At 38.8% G+C, this 21010-nt stretch carries 14 protein-coding genes; 10 read left to right on the top strand and 4 right to left on the bottom strand.

All coding sequences use genetic code 11. The annotated features are described in order from the left end of the window. Positions 1–80 precede the first annotated feature (80 nt). On the bottom strand, positions 81–2666 hold the full coding sequence (locus tag B045_RS0104305) for a hypothetical protein (RefSeq protein ID WP_018463041.1): 2586 nt from the start codon (positions 2664–2666) through the stop codon (positions 81–83). A gap of 292 nt (positions 2667–2958) precedes the next feature. On the opposite strand from B045_RS0104305, the gene B045_RS0104300 reads away from it, so the two are divergent. The 8 genes from B045_RS0104300 to B045_RS0104265 all read left to right on the top strand — a co-directional run bounded on the left by B045_RS0104300 (position 2959) and on the right by B045_RS0104265 (position 14048). After that, a complete protein-coding gene (locus B045_RS0104300; RefSeq protein ID WP_018463040.1) occupies positions 2959–3801 on the top strand; it encodes an alpha/beta hydrolase in 843 nt (280 codons plus the stop codon). A 5-nt stretch (positions 3802–3806) separates the two neighbouring features. After that, positions 3807–4913, top strand: a complete 1107-nt coding sequence (locus tag B045_RS0104295; RefSeq protein ID WP_018463039.1) for an alpha/beta hydrolase-fold protein — start codon at positions 3807–3809, stop codon at positions 4911–4913. A gap of 224 nt (positions 4914–5137) precedes the next feature. Then, positions 5138–5638, top strand: coding sequence for a glucosaminidase domain-containing protein (locus B045_RS14235; protein WP_025883936.1), 501 nt, complete (start codon positions 5138–5140; stop codon positions 5636–5638). 125 nt (positions 5639–5763) lie between these two features. Beyond that, entirely contained in the window at positions 5764–7500 is a 1737-nt protein-coding gene (locus tag B045_RS0104285) for a polysaccharide lyase (protein ID WP_018463038.1), read from the top strand. 13 nt (positions 7501–7513) lie between these two features. Next, entirely contained in the window at positions 7514–8128 is a 615-nt protein-coding gene (locus B045_RS0104280; protein WP_044067608.1) for a DUF3826 domain-containing protein, read from the top strand. Positions 8129–8139: 11 nt separating this feature from the next. Next, a complete protein-coding gene (locus B045_RS0104275) occupies positions 8140–11094 on the top strand; it encodes a DUF6298 domain-containing protein (RefSeq protein WP_025883940.1) in 2955 nt (984 codons plus the stop codon). Positions 11095–11225: 131 nt separating this feature from the next. After that, entirely contained in the window at positions 11226–11786 is a 561-nt protein-coding gene (locus B045_RS0104270; RefSeq protein WP_018463035.1) for an RNA polymerase sigma factor, read from the top strand. A gap of 12 nt (positions 11787–11798) precedes the next feature. Further along, the gene (locus tag B045_RS0104265; RefSeq protein ID WP_025883942.1) at positions 11799–14048 is read left to right on the top strand and encodes a DUF5703 domain-containing protein; all 2250 of its coding nucleotides are present in this window, start codon (positions 11799–11801) and stop codon (positions 14046–14048) included. Between the two features lie 23 nt (positions 14049–14071). Here the strand turns inward: B045_RS0104265 and B045_RS0104260 are convergent, their stop codons facing one another. The 3 genes from B045_RS0104260 to B045_RS0104250 are packed head-to-tail and all read right to left on the bottom strand — an operon-like array spanning position 14072 to position 17841. Beyond that, positions 14072–15094 carry an L-rhamnose/proton symporter RhaT gene (locus B045_RS0104260; protein WP_018463033.1) on the bottom strand — a complete coding sequence of 341 codons (1023 nt, stop codon included), beginning with the start codon at positions 15092–15094 and terminating at the stop codon, positions 14072–14074. 3 nt (positions 15095–15097) lie between these two features. Continuing rightward, positions 15098–16351 (bottom strand): L-rhamnose isomerase, encoded by a 1254-nt coding sequence (locus B045_RS0104255; protein WP_018463032.1) that lies wholly within the window; start codon positions 16349–16351, stop codon positions 15098–15100. A 14-nt stretch (positions 16352–16365) separates the two neighbouring features. Beyond that, positions 16366–17841 carry a rhamnulokinase gene (locus tag B045_RS0104250; RefSeq protein ID WP_018463031.1) on the bottom strand — a complete coding sequence of 492 codons (1476 nt, stop codon included), beginning with the start codon at positions 17839–17841 and terminating at the stop codon, positions 16366–16368. Between the two features lie 137 nt (positions 17842–17978). Between B045_RS0104250 and B045_RS0104245 the strand changes: the two genes are divergently transcribed. Then, a complete protein-coding gene (locus B045_RS0104245) occupies positions 17979–18854 on the top strand; it encodes a helix-turn-helix domain-containing protein (protein ID WP_018463030.1) in 876 nt (291 codons plus the stop codon). Positions 18855–18973: 119 nt separating this feature from the next. After that, entirely contained in the window at positions 18974–19786 is an 813-nt protein-coding gene (gene rhaD / locus B045_RS0104240) for a rhamnulose-1-phosphate aldolase (RefSeq protein WP_018463029.1), read from the top strand. Positions 19787–21010 lie beyond the last annotated feature (1224 nt).

Here is a 21010-nt window from a genome sequence, read left to right as displayed (position 1 = left end):
TAGCAACAACACCTTTACTTTTCCCTTCAATTCTTTGACCTAAAATGTTATAGCTTTTGCTAGAATGGGCTTTTATGTTATTACATATCTTTCTTTATTCCTGTCGTGTTATTGTCAATGTAAAAATTGAATACTCGTTGCATTGTGCCCCAATGGTCATTATCTGATGCCTTTATTGTTATGGTGTAGAAACCAGTCTTGTTCTTTTTTGAATTTACAGTAAGAGTATTTTGTCCGTCAAAATGATAGATTATGTTGTTTGAACCGCTAATTTCAAATTTTGGATTGTTAGTAAAACCTGCAAAGAAATCTTTTAGATTGATAACTGAAGTCTCATTTTTAAATATAGTGAAATGTGGAACAGCTATCCAGTTTAGATAATTTTCAAGGTTTGTATACCCGTCTCTGTTTGCGTCGGCGTTGTTATCTGCTGTTGTTGTACTTAGTGAGTTAGCTTTCTCCCACCAGTCTGGCATACCGTCTCCGTCAGTATCAAAGTTGGAACAGCGTGTTGCAGAATATACGTTCAGCCCGCCAAATCCTTCACATCCTTTGTCTTCTTCTGAATCTATCAGTCCCGCTTTACCAGAAACGCTGCCTTTTGTAGAAGTTGTTCCGTTTATTGTTTCGTTGATCATTCTCTTGTCATGATTATCTAGATAAGGCATATTGCATCCTACGTCGCTTAAAACATCCTTGTAGGCTGCTTTTGCACTTTCTATAGTAGCTTGACTTGCAAAGAATGGCTTATCAACAAATACCTGCCAGTTATATACCTGGCTTGCTTCAACGCGATAGGTTTCATTTTCTTTGTCCTCAGTTAAAGTTCCGTCTTTTTCTTGTCGAAGATTACCGTTTACGTAGTATGATTGCGAACCAGTACCAGTACCTTCCAACTGCGCTCTTAAAAGATATTTCTGTGTTGTGGCAGGACCTTCCTTATAGAAGTTACCTACAAAGTTAGCTTGGTGTGAGCCTCCGTCACATGCACGCCCTCCCCAGTTGTAAACAACATTATTGAATATGTCGTGATGCCCGTCATAAGCGCCGCTTCCATCCAGTCCTCCGCTGATACTCCAGTTTCGTCCTTCGTCGTGTGCAAGGAGGTTGTGATGAAACGAACCAACACCGGATGCCTCACCGCCTCCAATCGTTGCTGCGTATCCGTGGGCTGTTCCTGCTTTATAGTTAGGATGTCCAGCCACATTCAATGCTTCTGATATAAGCGTGCGTTGTAATGTTATGCTGCGTGCATTGCGGCTACTGAAAGCTTCGTCGATAGTCCATCCGATAGAGCAGTGGTCCATAATAGAATTGTTATTTCCAGCCATACCCATACCATCAAGTCCTGCAGCTTTGTATTGATCATCAATCACACCGTTTGTTTTAGTTTTATGTCCTAGTCTCATGCGCATGAATCTGGTTATTCCGTCTTCAGCCATTCCGAAAGGACAGTCGCGAAGCATGATGCCGTTACCTGGTGCAGTTTGTCCAGCAATAGTAACATACTTATCAGAACATGTAAGTCTGTTTTTTAGTGCAATCACTCCACCAACGTCAAAAACAATAGTCCTTGGTCCTGTTGCTTTCTTTATTCCATATCTGAACGACCCACTGATAGGATTCTCATCATCACCGTTATCTGCAAGTGTTGTTACATGATATACGCTTCCACCACGTCCGCCGATAGCGTATTTGCCATAACCTTCAGCACCTGGGAATGCAAGATGTCTGGGACGGAAAGTCCACAAGTCACCTTCATATATATTGCCGTTAGCATCTTCTTCGTCTATTCGCCAGAAATATTCATTAAGGTTATACATGTTGCCTAGTTGATAATATGCGTCTGTAACTGTTGCCACTTCATGCATGTTATCTGACGATGTACCTATTCTTACATGATGTTTCACAGCTGTAGAAGCTGCTGCCCATTGCAGTTGTATGTTTCCGTTGTCTGTGTTAACGTGATAGTCTCTGTTTGCCGGAAAAGGAGTTGATGCAGTGGTCTTTGGATTAGGACGGTCAAGTACCAATGCATTGATAGTGAGACTTGTCGTTCCATTATCTTTGGTGTAGTCTTTTCCTGATTCAGGTGTGGTCACATACCATATTGTTACATCCTTTCCTTCCTCGGCATTAAACTCTATATACGACATTCCGCAATCGTCAGTATTCGTAACTCTGCTTGATTGTTTCACTCCTGTTTGTACCTTTGTTCCATTAGCGTAAACATCTAGCTTGGCAGGAGAGTTTCCGTCGGTATCATTGTGATATGTCAATAGGGTATGCTTGCCGGCAGAAAGCCCGCTTATAGTGACAATTATCTTTACCGCTCCACTCCGAATCATCGTCGTGTTTCCGCTTGCGTCAAGTCGGTATACAGTTACGCCGTCAGAAATAAGTTTTGAGAATTTGTTTACTCCGTCTTTCCACCAGCATGACTTCATTGTCATTCCTGTTGCGGAATTATCCAATGCAATTTTAACAGTGATGCCACCGTCTTGAAGCAGCATAGATTCAGATCTTGTTGTAGCAATAGCCCATGGAGTAAAACCGTCTTCGGTTACTTGTGAAGCCTGTCTCCCTGGAAGGTTGAAGTCTATTTGTTGCGCATTGGCAGACAAACCGGCTGCCATTGCTGTGATTATAAGCAGTTGTCTTTTCATATTAAATTAATGTCTAAATTATAATAAGACGTATGAAGCTAAAAAAGATACTCATTGGGATTATCTAAAAAGCATACTGATAGACAAATATCAGAATATATATATGAGTAAATGTAAATACTATTAGTATTATTGCCTCTTAGTCAATCTTTTTCAAATATTAAATTCATATTTCTTTTGTTAGATATTAATTTGGATATGTAACATTGCATAAAGTATTTGAAACATTTGAATCTTGTATAATGGAATATTTTTTGTTACTTTGCATATTGAAAATATTATAAATCTGATAATGAAGAAAATAATTTTATCATTTCTACTCTTATTTGTTTGTGGCGGAATGTTTAGCCAAGATAAAGGTAGAATAGAATATATGAAAATGCCATGTAAAATGTTGAAGGGCATATCACAACGCGACTATACATTATATCTCCCTCCTGGCTATGATGCTGAAAAAGCAGAGAGATATCCTGTGCTATATCTATTGCATGGTGGTGGTTGTGAAGACACGCAATGGGTGACTGACGGACGCCTTCCTGAAGTTGCCGACAGTCTTATCAATAATCATATTGTTCCTAAAATGGTTATTGTTTGTCCCGAAGCCAATAAGAACAAAATGATTTGGTTTAATGATCCTGATTGGACTTACGAGGATTTCTTCTTCAAAGAATTCGTGCCTTATATAGAAAGTCACTACCGTGTGCTTAATGATAAGAGTAGTCGTTCGTTAGCAGGCTTTTCAATGGGAGGTGGTGGCTCTGTGGTTTATGGAGTACATCATCCAGAATACTTTAACATGGTTTATGCCATGAGTAGTTATCTGCGTCGTCAGCCATTGGAATTCCTCAAAAACGATCCGCTTGGTGAATGGCGACAGACAGTAGTTGAAAGAAATAATCCTATAAAGTATGTTGCAGAATGTCAGCAGACAAAGATTAATCAACTGAATACCGTTCGCTGGTTTATTGATTGCGGAGATGATGATTTTACTTTAGAAGGCAATATGGATTTTGTAAAGACATTTAGAAGTCGTGGCGTTCGTCATCAGTTTCGTGTGAAAGACGGTAATCATAATTGGGACTATTGGCGTCCTGCACTTGTTGAGGCAATTAAAAACGCATTTATAAACAAATAAAAACCATGAAGAGACAATTATTTTTAAGTATGCTTGCCATGGTATCTGTAGCTACATTTGCACAGACACCGGCAACAACTAACATTAACAAATCTGGCTTTCCTAAAATAATGCCAGATAACAGTATTGAATTCAGTATCAAAGCACCTGAGGCACAAAAGGTTCAGTTAGACTTGGGACGCAAGTATGACATGACGAAAAGTACAAATGGAGTTTGGACTGTAACTACAGAACCACAAGGCTCTGGAATTCATTATTATAGTTTGATAGTAGACGGACTGTCTGTTGCCGATCCGTCAAGTGAATCATTCTTCGGATGTAGTAGGATGATGAGTTGTGTTGAAGTACCTTATGCAAAGGAAGACACTCGTTTTCAGGTACGTGATGTTGCTCATGGCAATGTTAGCACAGTGAGATATTTCTCAAAGGTGACAAATAGCTGGAGAGTGATGTATGTATATACACCTGCTGGATATGATAAGAATATTGACAAGAAGTATCCTGTATTGTATATAATGCACGGTGGTGGCGAGGATGCACGTGGATGGGTACAGCAAGGTAGAGGAGATATAATTCTTGATAATCTTATCGCTGATGGCAAAGCTAAACCAATGTTGATGGTAAGCTTTGATGCCAACGTTGGAGGCTTTGATAATGTTGGTAAAGAGATATTGGATAATGTAATCCCTTCTGTAGAAAAAGATTTCCGCGTTGATGCTTCTGCGGATAGTCGTGCTATTTCTGGTTTGTCAATGGGCGGAATGTTCACATTGTATGTTGGTGTTCCTAATACAGACAAGTTCCATTATCTCGGTGTGTTCAGTTCAGGATGGTTTGCTAAGTCTTCACCATTCATGAATGCAGATAAGGAACGTGATGCTAATTATGCATATATTGATAATAACGTATCGCTATTGAATAATAATCTGAAACAGTTTTTTATCACTATAGGTGGTAAACCTGATATTGCTTACGACAACTGCCAGGTAATGATGCAGCATTTGAAGCAGAAAGGCGTTAAGTTTGACTATTACGATTCTAAAGACGGTGGTCATACATGGCCTGTTTGGCGTGAAGATTTGTACCTGTTTGCACAAAAACTTTTCAAATAAACATATAAAGATTATTTGATTTTTTAGAGTCTCGTGGCTCTCTTTATTATACCATACGAAAAACGACCGAAGAAACAATTTTATATTAGTTCTTTGGTCGTTTTTTTACGTACGGATAGCATTGCTGTGTTATTATAAAACTTCATAATATCAACAATAGTAGTAAGGAGCCTTTTTTGTTGATTATACAATAAACTGAAAAATATCGCGTTCCTTTTATTGGTATGGCAATAAATAGAAAATTACTTATAATTATATACGCGCTTTTATTATCATTGGAAATTCAAGCTCAGCAATATGAGCCTGATGCGCTCCCTGCTGTTGCACGTATTGATAAGACATGTGATAGTCTAGCTGAACTTGAAATGAAAAGCGATAGCGATTATATGATGAATGACGCTGCATTGACAGCTGAAAATGTGTTGGCGATGCTGCAGAAATATGATGTTAAATTTCCTAAGATTGTATTGGCGCAGGCATTATTGGAAACAGGCAACTTTTCAAGTGAACTATGTCGTGTAAATCATAATCTTTTCGGACTTCGCCATCCTTCTGATGGTAGCTATTATGTTTTTAACAATTGGGAAGAAAGCGTGAAGAGTTATCGTGATGATGTACAGTATAAATATACAGATGGGGATTATTATTCTTTTCTAAGTCGTATTGGTTATGCTGAAGACCGCAACTATACAAGCAAAGTGAGGCGTATTGCCAATACGTTGTAACCTTAATCACGAACTTATACAAATAGATTTTTAAAAATAAATATTTATTTTTTGTTTTAGTTGATATTACATTTTTTGCTTTAGTTCGTCTTTACATCAGAACAAACAAAAAATGATAATATAAAATGAAACAGAAACTATTACTTGCAGCATGCGCAATGATATTGGCCCCGGTTGCAGCCGAAGCACAATATCCAAGCATAACAGATGCTGCAAAAGCTAAGATTGATTCTCTACAGAAAGTGTGGACTGCACATTCTGATTCAGCATGGGCTGTTGCTTTTCCAATTGTAAAGAAAGAAGCTATGGAAGGACGTCCTTACGTGCCTTGGGCTTTCCGCCCTTATGACTTGAAACAAGCAAAAATTCCTTCTTTCCCTGGTGCAGAAGGTGGCGGTATGTACACCTTCGGTGGTCGTGGTGGTAAGGTCATTACCGTAAGCAATCTTAATGATGACGGAATTGGTTCTTTCAGATGGGCTTGTGAACAAGGCGGTGCACGTATTATTGTATTCAATGTAAGTGGTATTATTAAATTGAAGACTCCTATAATTGTTCGTGCTCCATATATTACTATTGCTGGACAGACTGCTCCTGGTGATGGTGTATGTTTAGCAGGTGAAAGTTTTCAGGTTAATACCCATGATGTAATCGTTCGTCATATGCGTTTCCGTCGTGGAAATACACATGTATGGTATCGTGAAGATTCTTTTGGTGGAAATCCTGTTGGAAACATCATGATAGACCATTGCTCTTGCGAATGGGGACTTGATGAGAATATTTCATTCTATCGTCACATGTTTGACCTTGGTGATGCTTTCGGCAGTCGTAAAGAACCGACTGTAAACGTAACAATACAGAATACAATTTCTGCTAAATCTCTTGATACATATAATCATGCATTTGGAAGTACGATAGGTGGAGAGAATGCTTCGTTCATGAGAAACCTATGGGCTGACAATACAGGACGAAACCCGTCTATTGGATGGGGTGGTGTTTTCAACTTTGTGAACAATGTTGTTTATAACTGGGTACATCGTACTGCTGATGGAGGTGAATATTCAACAATGTCCAACTTCGTAAACAACTATTACAAGCCAGGACCATTGACTCCAAAAGACAGTAATGTAGGTTGGCGTATAATAAAGTCTGAAAGCCGTAGTGGTAAACTATTTCCTTTCAAGCAGTTTGGTAGAGTATATGCCGATGGCAATATTGTAGAAGGATATGATGCAATAACAAAGAATAACTGGGCTGGTGGAATACAGACAGCTGATAAGGATGGTGATCTTGCAGAAGATGAATTGGCTATTATGCATTCAAAAGAACCTTTTGTAATGCCTTATATTACAATTCTTCCAAGTAATCAGACATTTGACTATGTTTTAAATAATGTAGGTGCTACAATTCCTAAGCGTGATATCGTTGACCAAAGAGTCGTAGATGAAGTTCGCACAGGAAATGTTTATTATGAAAAGAAATTGCCAAAGGTAAATCCTTATGGTGATCTTTGGGGACTTAGTCCTAGATCACAGGCACCAGATGGTTCATTCAAGTATCGTCGCCTTTCAAAAGATTCATATAAAGAAGGTATCATAACAGATCCACGTCAGATGGGAGGATATCCACAATATAAGGGTAAGCCTTATAAGGACAGTGACAAAGATGGTATGCCTGATGAATGGGAAATCGCAAACGGACTGAATCCAAATGATCCTTCAGACGCTGTTAAGGATTGTACTGGTGATGGATATACAAATATAGAAAAGTATATTAACGGAATCAGTACCAAGGAAAAGACTGATTGGACCAATTTGAAAAATAATCATGATACTCTTGCCGAAAAGGGTAAATTGATGTAAACGTAGATATATCATGATTATCAGAAAAAGATTATTACTCGGTGTATTTGCTATAATGTGCGGATGTCTTTGCGCTGTAGGTCAAGTAAAACTTGACAGCGCAGGACGTGACGCCAACTATGTGAAGTCTATAACCGAGCGTTCAATAAAAATAGTTGATGGGCTTAATATAAATGATGGCAACGTACGCAATAATGTACTAAATATCATTTGTAACCGTTATTTCAAATTGAACGACATATACGAAAAAAACAAAGATCGCAATGCGATTGATGCAGAATTGTATAAGCATCATTTCGAGTTTGCTGCAGATTTGGCAAACTATGTCAACGATGCTCAGATAGAAGCCATTAAGGACGGAATGACATACGGTGTTGTTCCAAAAACTTATAAGGCGCATCTTGAAATGATACCAGGACTAAAGGAAAATGAAAAACTTCAGATTCTTAATTGGTTGAAGGAAGCTCGTGAATTTGCTATAGACGCAAGTGATTCTAAAAGCAAACACGCTTGGTTTGGTAAATATAAAGGACGTATAAACAACTGGCTTGCAACTCGTGGATATGACCTAAAAAGTGAGCGAGAAGGTTGGTATAAGCGTATTGAGGCAGCAAAAAAACAGAAATAATTACGTTTTTGATGAAAAAGATAATTGCCATATTGGTGTTTATGATTGGGGTTGCGTGTTGTTATGCGCAACCCTTCCCTTTAGATTACAGTTATGTGGGTTACCACATGTCGCAGCAACCAATTCCTAATGCAGATGTAAAAGTGTATGTGGAATGGCATGCTGGTAATCAAAGTTCACGCATACAAAAAGCCATTGATTATGTGGCTTCATTGAAACCTGATAGAAAAACAGGTTTGCGTGGTGCCGTACTCTTAGGTAAGGGATGCTATGAATTGTCTGAACCTTTGCGTATCCAAGCTTCAGGAGTTGTGATCCGTGGAACTGCAAAAGGTGAAACTGTATTGTTCAAGACTGGTGTAGACCGTGGAGCAGTTGTATATGTTGAAGGAAAGGATAACCGCATCGTAACAGATACTATTCATGGTAACGCCAAAAAAGACGATGATGTAATTATCGTAAGGAAGTCTACTCAGAAATGGATAGATCTTATGAAATGTGGTAACTTTGGCGGCGGCCTGGACTTGGGCTATTGGGGATGGCATCCTGGTGAAATGGATTTGGAATTCACTAGAAAGATAACTGGTATTGTAAACGGACTGCCTTCTTTTGACGCTCCATTGCCTATATCTTACGACAAAGACTGCATGATGCTTCGTTATAATTGGAGTGGTAGAATAGAGAATTCTGGAATAGAGAATATCACTGTTGAGTCTGATTATGACAAGGCATATCCTAAGGATGAAGATCATGCTTGGAATGGCGTTTATCTTGCGAATGCAATCAACTGTTGGGTTAGAATGGTTGATTTCAAACATTTGGCAGGTTCGGCTGTCGTTATACAGCGCAGTGGTAGCCAGATTACTGTTGAGGATTGCAAGTCGTTGTCTCCAGTTTCAGAGATTGGTGGTTACCGACGTCGCACATTCCTAACGTTTGGCGAAAAATGTCTTTTTCAAAGACTATATAGTGAACATGGCATCAACGACTTCGCTGCAGGCTATATAGCTGCTGGTCCAAATGCTTTTGTTCAGTGTGACAGTTATGAGTCATTGGGATTCAGTGGTTCTGTTGGAAGTTTTGCCTCAGGTCTGCTATTCGATGATGTAAATATAGATGGCAATGATATTAAACTGTGCAATCTTGGTATAGAGAAATACGGTACAGGTTGGAATTCAACAAACTCAACAGTATATCAGAGTACTGCAAGTGGTATCTTTGCTGACAGTCTTCCTGACGGAACAAATAATTATGTATATGGATGTTGGGCGCAATTTTGCGGAACAGGTTTCTTTGATGAATCAAATAATCATGTGAAGCCTTGGAGTCTTTTTGCGTCGCAGTTGAGTAAACGTTTGGGTAGGGATGTAAGTAGAATAACCAGAACACTGGAGCGAAACACCGAAGCATCAAGTAGTCCTACTGTAGAGCAAGCTCAGATTATGATGGCTAATGCAAAATTGCCACGCATCACAATGCACTCTTGGATAGACAGTGCTAAATTTGTTGCCAATGTATCTCCGACAGGAACTAAAAATGTTGATGCAATAAAAATCGCTAACAAGACTGCTGTTGCAAAACATGAATATGCCATAGTGGATGGAAAACTTCTTGTTGATGGAAGTCTCCTTGTTGGTGGTAGACATAACAGTCCATGGTGGAGCGGAAGAGTAAAATATTCAGTATTTTCCAAACTTCCTTATGCCGTTACACGATTTGTGCCTGGAATGGAAATGTATGGTACTACTGATCGAATGGATAGTGTTATCCTAAATATGAAACGTGACAACAACGTAGTCTATAGTCAGAATTACGGACTATGGTATGATCGCAGACGTGATGACCACGAACGTGTGCGCAGACGTGACGGTGATGTTTGGGGACCTTTCTATGAACAGCCTTTTGCACGCAGTGGTAAGGATACAGCTTGGGACGGATTGAGCAAATACGATCTTTCAAGACCGAATAAATGGTATTTCTATCGTCTAGGGAAGTTTGCTGACAGTGAGGCTGATAATGGGATGCTGTTGATGAACCAGCATTATTTCCAGCATAACATATTGGAAGCCGGTGCGCATTGGGTTGATTGTCCTTGGCGTACAGCAAACAATATCAATAATACAGGATTCCCAGAACCAGTACCTTTCACTGCTGATAAGAGAATCTTTATGGCAGATTATTTTTATGATGTCAATAACAGTCATCTTCGTGAACTGCATCGTAAATATATATATGGAGTTCTTGATGCCTTTGCCGATAAACCGAATGTTATTCATTCAATAGGTGAGGAGTTTACGGGACCTTTCAAGTTCGTGAAGTTCTGGTTGCAGACAATATCTGAATGGGAACATGAACACAACAAGAAGGTTTTTGTATCGCTCGCCATAAATAAAGATGTTCAGGATTCTATAATGCAGGATAAGGAGTTGGCAAAGACTGTTGATATAATAAATATTGAACAATGGTTTTATAACAGTCGTGGATTGTATGCACCTAAAGGTGGATTGAATCTTGCTCCTCGTCAAGCCTTGCGTAATGGAAGGACAGGAAGTGTTAGTTTTGCCGATGTGTATCGTGGCGTTTCTGAATGTCGTAATGCCTGGAGTGATAAGGCTGTTATGTATTATGCCAATAACTATACTGAAATGTCATGGGCTGTATTGATGGCTGGTGGTTCTTGTCCTGATATTCCTGCTAAGGATAAGCAATTTTTGCATAGTGTTGCAGCAATGCAACCATCTTTTCACAAAGATAATGTTTATTTGATTAATGATGAAAAGAAGGATGCCGTGGCATATATTGGAACGGATAAGAATACTATTAGCATTTCACTTTCCAATGGAGTTTATGATATTTATCAGATAGATTCTAAGAGTGGAGAGATGAAAAAGATGAAGACTGGAGTGACAATAAATGGCAATTATCTTATCTCTTCAAAAGGCATTTATTGGTTAAGAAAAAGATAATATTAGACCTTAAATGGTAATAAAAATGGGGAAAATACCAATTTTTCCCATTTTTATATCTGATTTTACAAGACCTTAATAGGTTATTTAGGTAAATTTGCATTTGAAAATAAAACCTAAAAAATACCTAAATGACTTCTTCTACTATTAACAATGAAAAGAGTTCGCTTGTTTTACTGAAAGCTTACCAATTTGGTGATAATGCTGCCTTCTCTGAATTATATAGTATGTATGTTCAGACAATGTTGAATTATGGTCGTTGCATTACATCTGATGTGGAACTTATAAAGGACTGCATACAAGATGTGTTTGTAAAGATGCTCGATCGTAGAGATTCCTTAAAGATTACTTCGGTAAGTTCTTATTTAATTGTATCTTTGCGTAATCGTCTGCTTGATGAATTCCGCAAGGCATCATATAATAATGTTACAGAATTGGACAGAGCTACTAATATGCGTATGTCTGATGATGTAGAGAAAGCTTATTTAGATGCTGAGAACGAACGATTGGGACATGCAAAGATCGTGTATCTTTTGAATACATTGACTCCAAGACAGCGTGAGGCTTTCCAACTTTACTATCTTGATGAACGCAAGTATGATGAAATATGTGATATAATGAATATGAACTATCATTCAGTGCGTAATCTTGTTCATCGAGGAATGATAAAGCTACGAACTGCTGCAGTGTAAAAAAGAAATACAATGAGGAAACTGTTTTTACTTTTATTATTTATTCCGCTTTTTGTGTGGGGACTACCCGCAGATGTAGTTTGGCATAGCCAAAGTCGTAATTCGTCAGAGTCAATGCCTGTTGGCGGAGGGAGTATCGGAATGAATGTATGGGTGGAAAATGGTGATATATATTTTTATTTGAGTCGAAGCGGATCTTTTGATGAGAATAACACTCTCTTAAAACAAGGTCGTTTTCGTATAAGACTGACTCCAAATCTTAACACAACCCACAATTTCTCACAGCGATTGGTTGTCAATGCTGGATATGCCGTGATTTCAGATGGTAACATTTCAGTCAAACTTTGGGCTGATGTATTCAAGCCGGTCGTTCATGTTAGCATTGACAGCAAAAAGGCGGTAGCAGTTGAATATGAGTACCATAATTGGCGCTATCGTAATCGGGAAATAGGCAAAAAAGAAAGTTTTCAGACATCATATAAATTTGGTGTACCTAGTGGAGTTGTTACGTCTCATGATGTGATAACTCCATCTGATTGTGGAATTACTTTTTTCCATCAGAATCCAGATACTACGGTTTTTGATGCAACTGTCGCGCAACAACATCTTTTGCCATATAAGTCTGAGATGTATAATCCTCTGAAAAATCTAATCTTTGGAGGAAAGATATTTGGTAACAACATTAAATATTCCGGAACTTGTGATGGAGTATATGACAATACTGATTATAGAAGCTATAATCTACGTTCACGTTCAGCTTCAAAACATCATGAACTGTGTATAGCTTTAACTGATAATCAGGGAACAGTTGCCGAATGGAATAATAAACTTGAGGGCATTATAAAAGCTATTGATGTTAGCCGTGACAGTAAATCTTCTGTAACATGGTGGCATAAATGGTGGCAACGCAGTTATATTGAAGGAGAGGGAGAAGCTGAAGAGATTACTCGAAACTACACGCTTTTCAGATATATGATGGGATGTAATGCTCTTGGTGAATGGCCAACGAAATTCAATGGCGGACTTTTCTGCTTTGATCCTTCTTATGTTAAATCTGATTTTGCTTTCACTCCTGATTATCGCAGATGGGGTGGTGGAACTCATACTGCACAGAATCAGCGACTGCTTTATTGGCCTATGCTAAAAAGCGGAGATTATGATGCCATGAAAAGCCAACTTGATTTTTATGTACGTATTCTTCATAATGCAGAATTGCGCAGTCGTGTTTATTGGCATCATGGTGGTGCGGCATTTACCGAACAGTTAGAGAATTTCGGACTCCCTGAATATGATGAATATGGAACAAAGCGCCCTGAAGGTTTTGATTCAGGACTTGAATATAATGCTTGGTTGGAATATACATGGGACACCGTGCTGGAGTTTTGCCAAATGGCATTAGACGCACATAGCTATGGTGGCGTAGACATCTCAAAATATGTGCCTTGGATTGAATCTTCACTTGATTTTTTTGAACAACATTATCGTTATGTGGCTTCACGTAATGGGCGCAAGCAACTCGACGATGATGGTCACTTAGTGATATATCCTGGTTCAGGAGCAGAGACATTTAAAATGGCTTATAATCCAACTTCCACAGTATGCGGACTAAAAACGGTGACTGATTATCTTGTTAAATACTTATCAAGTATTGGAGCTGACAGTACAACAATAGCACATTATAAGACAATGTCTTCAATATGGCCCGACATTTCATATAGATATGTTGATGGTCATAAAGTGATTTCACCTGCCGTTGTATGGGCGCGTGTAAACAATACAGAACCGACGATGCTTTATCCTGTCTTTCCTTGGCGAATGTTCGGTGTAGGGCGTGATAGTCTTAGCGTAGCCGTTGATACATGGAAATATGATCCTTATGTGAATAAGTTTAATGGTTATGCAGGTTGGGAACAGACAAATATATGGGCAGCATGTCTTGGACTTACTGATGAAGCCGTAAAATGGAATACTTTGAAATTGAAAAGTGGTCCACATCGCTTTCCTGCTTTCTGGGGACCTGGACATGATTGGACACCCGATCATAATTGGGGAGGTTCTGGAATGATTGGTATTCAGGAAATGTTACTTCAGGAAGTAGGTGATAAAATTATTATCTTCCCAGCTTGGCCCAAGTCATGGAATGTGAAATTCAAACTTCATTGCAGTCGTGGCACAATTGTGGAGGCTGAAATGAAACAAGGTAAGGCACACATTATAAGTGTATATCCAAAAAACCGCATCAAAGACATTACTGTACAATGATGCGGTTTAGATGCAATTAGTTATTATTTGTTTATCATATCTATGATCTGCGGAAGGAAACATGATATAACAAGTATCAATATTCCTGTTATCAATACAACGATAGTTTTGCTAGAACATCCTTTCCACTCTTTTAGGATGATTCCCCATACATTAGAGAATACAACGTTAAGAGCCATCAGAATGCAGAATGCGAATGTGAGCAGAGCTGGACTTTCTGAGAGAAATCCTTTTCCAAGTGAAAGACCGAAGAACTGACTGTACCATAGTCCGCCTGCAAGCAGACAGAATAATACATTGTTCATCCATACGTTTGATTTGCCATAGTCATTCCATGTATGATTCTTCTGGTTTTGATAGAAGCAATATATCGCATTTGTGATAAATCCTCCTAGCGTAACCAAGAATGTAACAGGTAATGATATGAACATTGGGTTTACACCTTCGAAATGAAGGTCGGCACCTTGTGCAAGTCCTATGTTGAAACATGCCGACATGAAACCAGCCAATAGAGCTACTGTGATTCCTTTTGTGAAGTTGAAGTCCTTTACTGCTTCACGCTTTTCCTCATCTGACAGTGAAGCCGATTTCATAGAACCAGCTATTCCTATTATTGCAATACCGACTAGAGTTACTACGACACCAACTATTACGGATGTTGTAAGGTCGCTAGCATGTCCTGTAAAAAGCGGAGCTAATATCGTTCCAAGTCCGGCACATGTTCCTAGTGCTATAGACTGACCGAGAGCAACTCCAAGATATCTCATAGACAAACCGAAAGTAAGTCCGCCGATACCCCATAACACGCCATAGAGCATTGTCATAATTGTGGCATGCATATCCTGACTGAACAATTCTATCATAGAGTGTCCGGCAGGTATTGCAAGCATTGCTCCCAAGAGAGGGAGCAGGAGCCAGGCAAATACTCCCTGGACAATCCAGTAGCTTTCCCAACTCCAGTTCTTTATCTTATTGATAGGAACGTAGCAACTTGACTGGCAAAACGCTCCTATCGCAATGATAATAAGTCCTAATGCAATATTCATTGTTTACGCTCTCTTTGAAAGAACATCCTTTTCATATTGCTGAACATCTGCTATAAACTCTTCGCCTACAGGTATGTTATGCTTCATGTTGAAGTAATCGTATACTGCACCGAATGGAAGAGATTTAGCTTCTTCAAGAAGAGCAAGACGTTCAAACCACTGTCCCTTATCTTCGTACTCACGCAGTTTAGCCAAAGGTTCAAGAAGTGCAGAAAGAACACTCTTCTGTGTAGCTCTTGTTCCTACGATGTATGCACCGATACGGTTAATACTTGCATCAAAGTAATCAAGTCCGATGTGAACTCTATTGAGTGCGTTTGCACGTGTAATCTCCTTGAACAAGTCTAGAGTCTGATCGTTCATGATTGTTACGTGATCGCTATCCCATCTGATAGGGCGGCTTACGTGAAGCATCAATTCTGGTACAAACAGCAATAGTGAAGCAGCCATGTCGCTAACGTTCTCTGTCTGCTCGTAGTGACCGGTGTCAAGTGTGTACATCACGTTGTTCTTTGCGCAATAACTTGCATAGAAGTCGTGAGAACCTACAGTGTAGCTTTCCATTCCAATACCGAATAGTTTTGCTTCAAGACATGGTTTCATATCTGGCAAATTCTCTGCAAGAATCTCGTCAAGACTGTTTTTCAGAATTTCACGATAGCGATTACGCTCAACAGTGATATCCTTCATACCGTCGTGTACCCAGATGTTCATGATACAAGGATCATTCTGTGCCTTACCCATTGCGTCTGCAATGCGGCGACAACGCTTTGTGTGCTCAATCCAGAAATCACGTATGCTCTTGTCTGGATTTGAAAGAGATAGGTATCCGCTCTTTGGGTGAGAGAAACTTGTTGAGTTGAAATCAAGTTTCAGTCCGTTTTCCTTAGCCCAGTCAATCCATCCCTGGAAATGCTTAACCTCAACCTCATCACGGTCAACAAATTTGTTTCCGAATTCACCGTATGTTTCGTGAAGGTTTAGGCGGAATGTTCCACCAAGAAGTGATGTAACCTTATTTATATCTTGACGAAGTTCGTCGATGTTGCGTGCGCGTCCAGGGTAGTTACCTGTAGTCTGGATACCACCAGAAAGAGCTTCGTTACGCTCAAATCCCACTACATCGTCAGCTTGCCAGCAATGAAGTGATATTGGAGTCTTCTCCAATGTATCAAGAGCCTTGTCTGTGTCTATGCCAATCGCAGCATAACGCTCTTTGGCAATTTGATAGTTCTTTTCAATTAGTTCTGAATTCATAATTTTAGGTTTTATTATTTTGTTATTTTTAAATATTTATCGTAAGCTTCATCCCAGATTTCCTTGTCTTCTGGTTCAAATATGTTTAGCTGAACAGAGTCGGCAATAAGCTTTCTCATATCCCAAACATCTTTTACCAATCCTGCTGCTTTTGCCTGCATCATTATATTGCCAATAGCTGTAGCTTCCTGTGGACCAGCGAGTACAGTAACACCACATGAATTTGCAGTAAACTGATTCAAGTATTTGTTAAGTGAACCTCCGCCGATGATATGTAAAGCCTTGATGTCGAAATCGGCAAAGTCTTTCAGCCATTCCAATACCTGTCTATATCGCAGTGCAAGTGAATCGAATATGCAACGGCATATCTCGGCATATCCTTCAGGTACGTGTTCGCCGTGATTAGCACAATATTTCTTTATTGCTTCAACCATAGAAGTAGGATTAGCGAATACTGCGTCATCAGGATTAATAAGACTTCTGAATCCTTCCACCTTCATGGCCTCGTTAAGTAGTTCGGCATGTCCCATACCCTTAGTCTCGTGCCATTCTTTTCTGCAACTTTCATACAACCACATACCGCAGATATTCTTTAGGAATCTTGTTGTTCCCTCAATACCGCCTTCGTTAGTGAAGTTAAGTTTGTAGCTTTCTTCATTTATGATAGCGTCCTTTGTTTCTATACCCATAAGGCTCCAAGTACCCGAACTAAGATAAGCGAAGTGCTCGTCTTCTGCAGGTACGGCAGCTACAGCACTTGCAGTGTCGTGTCCGGCTACAGCTACAACAGGTATATCACCAAGTCCTGTAATATTTTTAACCTCATCGCTAAGGTTTCCTATTACTGTTCCTGGAGCAGTCATTTTACCAAATTGCTCACGTTTCAGTCCAAGTGTTTCAAGCAGTTCTTCTGAAATATCGCCTTCTTTTGGATTAAGCAGTTGTGATGTAGAGCATACAGTGTATTCGCAGATAGCTTTTCCTGTAAGCATGTAACTCAACGCGTCAGGTATGAACATAATCTTGTCTGCACCAGCAAGAGCATCATTCTTAGCTTTCTTCATAGCGTAAAGCTGGAAAATGGAATTGAAGTTCATCAATTGTATTCCAGTTATTCCATAAACGTCTTTTTTAGACATCTGCTCAGCAAAGTATTCCTCCATCGTGTTCATAGTGTGAGGATCACGATAGGCTAGTGGATTGCGAAGAATGTTTCCGTCTTTACCCGTGCATACAAAGTCGCATCCCCAAGTGTCAATACCGATACTTTCAATCTTTATATTACGCTCGGCTACGATTTTCAGACTCTTTATTATCTCATTGTATAGGGCAAATATATCCCAATACACATGCCCGCCTGTAGAAATCAGATTGTTGTCGAAACGTGTTAGCTCATCCATTTTCACCTTTCCGTCTTTCAGAAAGCCAACGATTGTACGTCCGCTTGTTGCTCCAAGGTCAACGGCAAAGAAGTGTTTTAGATTTTCCATTGTTTGTAGGTTAGTGTTTATTATGTTGGCAAAGATAGTAAATCAGTGATGTGACAGACTAGATTTTTTGATTTTAAACCCATAATTTTTGTCATTACCATGTTTTTTGATAACTTTGCACAATACAATTTGGTAACATGAAAAAGTTTAAATATCTGGTTACTGATACCAAGGACTTGCTGTGGGGATTGAATGTCGACACCGTTGGTTATGAGGAGAATCTTCCTGGTGAGGATTATCCTACGCATGGTCATGCCGATGGCTTCTACTTCAATGTTGCCAAAGGGCGCATTTTGCAAGAATATCAGATGCTTTACGTCAAAGAGGGCGGTGGTATGTTCAAGTCTCATAGTGTAGGAGAAGTTGAATTGCGTAGTGGCGATATATTTCTTCTCTTTCCTGGTGAATGGCATAGTTATCATCCCAATACTAATACTGGTTGGAAATGTTATTGGCTTGGATTTAAAGGGCGCAACATGGACGATCGTGTAAATGCAGATTTCTTGTCTCCAGAACATCCTATATATCACGTGGGCTATTCAAGTGAGATTATCCGCATGCTCGACATGGCTTTGCATGTAGCAGACGAGGAGGCTATACATTCTCAACAGGTGCTTGCCGGAATAACCAACTATCTTATCGGGTTGATGTATTCTCTAGAAAGCAGCAATCAGTTGCAACAGAATTTTGTGCATACTGATATAGTGAATCGTGCCCGTCAGATGATACGTGAGACATTGGAAGATGGAACGACTATTCAGGAGATTGCAATGCGGTTAGGAATGAGCTATTCGAATTTCAGAAAAATATTCAAGGAGTTCACTGGTTTTTCTCCGTCTATGTATCAGCAGGATTTAAAATTGCAGCGTGCCAAAGATCTATTGGCGACTACAGATATGACAATAAAGGAAATTGCTTATCAGCTTAATTTCGAGTCACCTGATTATTTTTCTTCTAAGTTCAGACTAAAGACGGGACTTAAACCGAGTGAGTTTCGTGGTAATGAAAGATAATATATTCATTATATGATAATTGAAATATCAATTATTGAGGCTTAAAAATCATAATTCAAAGCCTTTAAAGGTAAAATAAGGCTATTTTTGCCGAAAGAAAAAAACAAATCAACAAAAATATGAAACAGACAGTTTTGGAAGGCCGTGAAGCCTTAAAGAAAGAAATTGATAAGATTGCAGAGGTTGCTGGTTATCTGTGGCAGAACGGATGGGCAGAGCGCAATGGTGGTAATATCACAGTAAACATTACAGAATTGGTGGATGACAAGATAAAGAGTCTTCCTGCAATCAGTGATGTTAAGCAGATTGGTGTTACTTTGCCTGCTTTGAAAGGTTGCTACTTCTTTTGCAAGGGAACTGGTAAGCGTATGCGTGATCTTGCACGTGAGCCTATGGACAACGGAAGTATCATTCGCATATTAGACGATTGCGCAAGTTATGTAATCATTGCCGACAATGCTGTTATGCCTACAAGTGAACTTCCTTCACACCTTACAGTTCATGCACATCTTATAGAAACTGGTTCTCCATATCGTGCTACTGTACATACACACCCTATTGAACTTATTGCAATGAGTCACAACCCTAAGATGATGGGCAAGGATGTGCTTTCTAATTTATTGTGGAGCATGATTCCTGAAACAAAGGCTTTCTGTCCACTGGGATTGGGAATAGTTCCTTACGAACTACCAGGCTCAAACAATTTGGCTCAGGCTACATTGAATGAACTTGAAAACTATGATGTAGTTATGTGGGAAAAGCATGGTGTATTTGCAAAGGGACTTGATGTAATGGATGCTTTCGATCAGATTGATGTCCTTTCAAAGAGTGCCAAGATATATATCAATTCTCGTTGCATGGGATTTGAACCTGAAGGAATGAGCGAAGCACAGATGAAAGAAATGTCTGTAGCTTTTAATCTTCCAAAGTAATAAGGATACAAACAAAAAAGGACTTAGTTTTATATGTTTTTAAAGCTAAGTCCTTTTTTTATTATATAGATTTTATACCTAACCCTAGTTGTTATATGGCTGTGATTTTTTATTGCTTTCCCATGAGTGTTTAATAATAGAAAAACGAAAAACCAAAAAAGTTCCAAAAATTCTAAATAACCTCCACTTTAAGCGTAAACTGCTATCTTGTAGTTTGTTAACTGGTGGAGGTATACCTCCACTATCATCCACTGTCCTCCACTAAAATTTGCTATTTTCTACGATAAAATAGAAGATCTGGCTAGACTACTACTTTGAAAGTTCGGTAGCATTAAAAGAATATGATGGAAATTTATTTACTATATTATAATCAATAAACATGTTGTTGATACAACTAAAGCATTAGTAACGACAAAAAGAAAACGTTTGATTGATGCAATGGAAACTTTATAACGATATAATGGAAACGTTTGATCGTAGAATCAGAAACTTTATAACGACATAACGCAAACGTTTGATCGATAGAACGGGATGATGGACAATTAATAATAGAAACTTAGTAACGATAAAGCAGAGACATCCTACACTATAGCAAAAACTCTGTATCATGAAACAGATTTATTACTAGCAGTAAAGCGTATATGCGCAACGATGATAAAATTAGTTTCTTCGACATACCATTGAGTGATAAGGCCCTTATCACTCTGCACTTTGTGATACATTAGATAGTGATAAGGCCCTTATCACTATTTAATAAAATATCTGAATGATATTTCTTACGAAGAATCAGGTAACTTAATAATTTGAAATAAAACGCTAAAAATAGGTGTGTTTTCGATTTTAATGTCACTTTTACCCCGATAATGTCACTTAATGTCACTCGCTAAAGCCCGATAAACAGGGCGTTTGTGACATTGTGACATTAGTGACATTGAAAAAACTTTTTCTGGTATGTCTTTAGCCGGAATAGGTTTACATTTGTTATTAAATAAGTTGTCTAACCTTACCAGATTGGTTGTCATTCAATCCAATATGGTTGTCACCTTCCCGAATTAGTTGTCGGTTGATGAAAATTTTGTTACAAATATCTTTTATTATCATATCTTTGTCTACAAATTTAGAAATAAAATCCGATACAACAAAATTAAATAAATGAAAGACACTCCGAGGAAGTTGTCGACTGTGGGCAGACAGCCCCCGTTAGACTTTTCTCTTCATATAGCA

Source organism: Segatella paludivivens DSM 17968 = JCM 13650, assembly GCF_000373185.1.
GTDB lineage: Bacteria > Bacteroidota > Bacteroidia > Bacteroidales > Bacteroidaceae > Prevotella > Prevotella paludivivens.
Note: the sequence above shows the minus strand (reverse complement) of the source record. Positions and strands in the feature narration are given on the sequence as shown.

Coding starts and splice junctions, on each gene's coding strand:
- B045_RS0104305 (WP_018463041.1), bottom strand. CDS start 2,666: ATGAAAAGACAACTGCTTATAATCACAGCAATGGCAGCCGGTTTGTCT.
- B045_RS0104300 (WP_018463040.1), top strand. CDS start 2,959: ATGAAGAAAATAATTTTATCATTTCTACTCTTATTTGTTTGTGGCGGA.
- B045_RS0104295 (WP_018463039.1), top strand. CDS start 3,807: ATGAAGAGACAATTATTTTTAAGTATGCTTGCCATGGTATCTGTAGCT.
- B045_RS14235 (WP_025883936.1), top strand. CDS start 5,138: ATGGCAATAAATAGAAAATTACTTATAATTATATACGCGCTTTTATTA.
- B045_RS0104285 (WP_018463038.1), top strand. CDS start 5,764: ATGAAACAGAAACTATTACTTGCAGCATGCGCAATGATATTGGCCCCG.
- B045_RS0104280 (WP_044067608.1), top strand. CDS start 7,514: ATGATTATCAGAAAAAGATTATTACTCGGTGTATTTGCTATAATGTGC.
- B045_RS0104275 (WP_025883940.1), top strand. CDS start 8,140: ATGAAAAAGATAATTGCCATATTGGTGTTTATGATTGGGGTTGCGTGT.
- B045_RS0104270 (WP_018463035.1), top strand. CDS start 11,226: ATGACTTCTTCTACTATTAACAATGAAAAGAGTTCGCTTGTTTTACTG.
- B045_RS0104265 (WP_025883942.1), top strand. CDS start 11,799: ATGAGGAAACTGTTTTTACTTTTATTATTTATTCCGCTTTTTGTGTGG.
- B045_RS0104260 (WP_018463033.1), bottom strand. CDS start 15,094: ATGAATATTGCATTAGGACTTATTATCATTGCGATAGGAGCGTTTTGC.
- B045_RS0104255 (WP_018463032.1), bottom strand. CDS start 16,351: ATGAATTCAGAACTAATTGAAAAGAACTATCAAATTGCCAAAGAGCGT.
- B045_RS0104250 (WP_018463031.1), bottom strand. CDS start 17,841: ATGGAAAATCTAAAACACTTCTTTGCCGTTGACCTTGGAGCAACAAGC.
- B045_RS0104245 (WP_018463030.1), top strand. CDS start 17,979: ATGAAAAAGTTTAAATATCTGGTTACTGATACCAAGGACTTGCTGTGG.
- rhaD (WP_018463029.1), top strand. CDS start 18,974: ATGAAACAGACAGTTTTGGAAGGCCGTGAAGCCTTAAAGAAAGAAATT.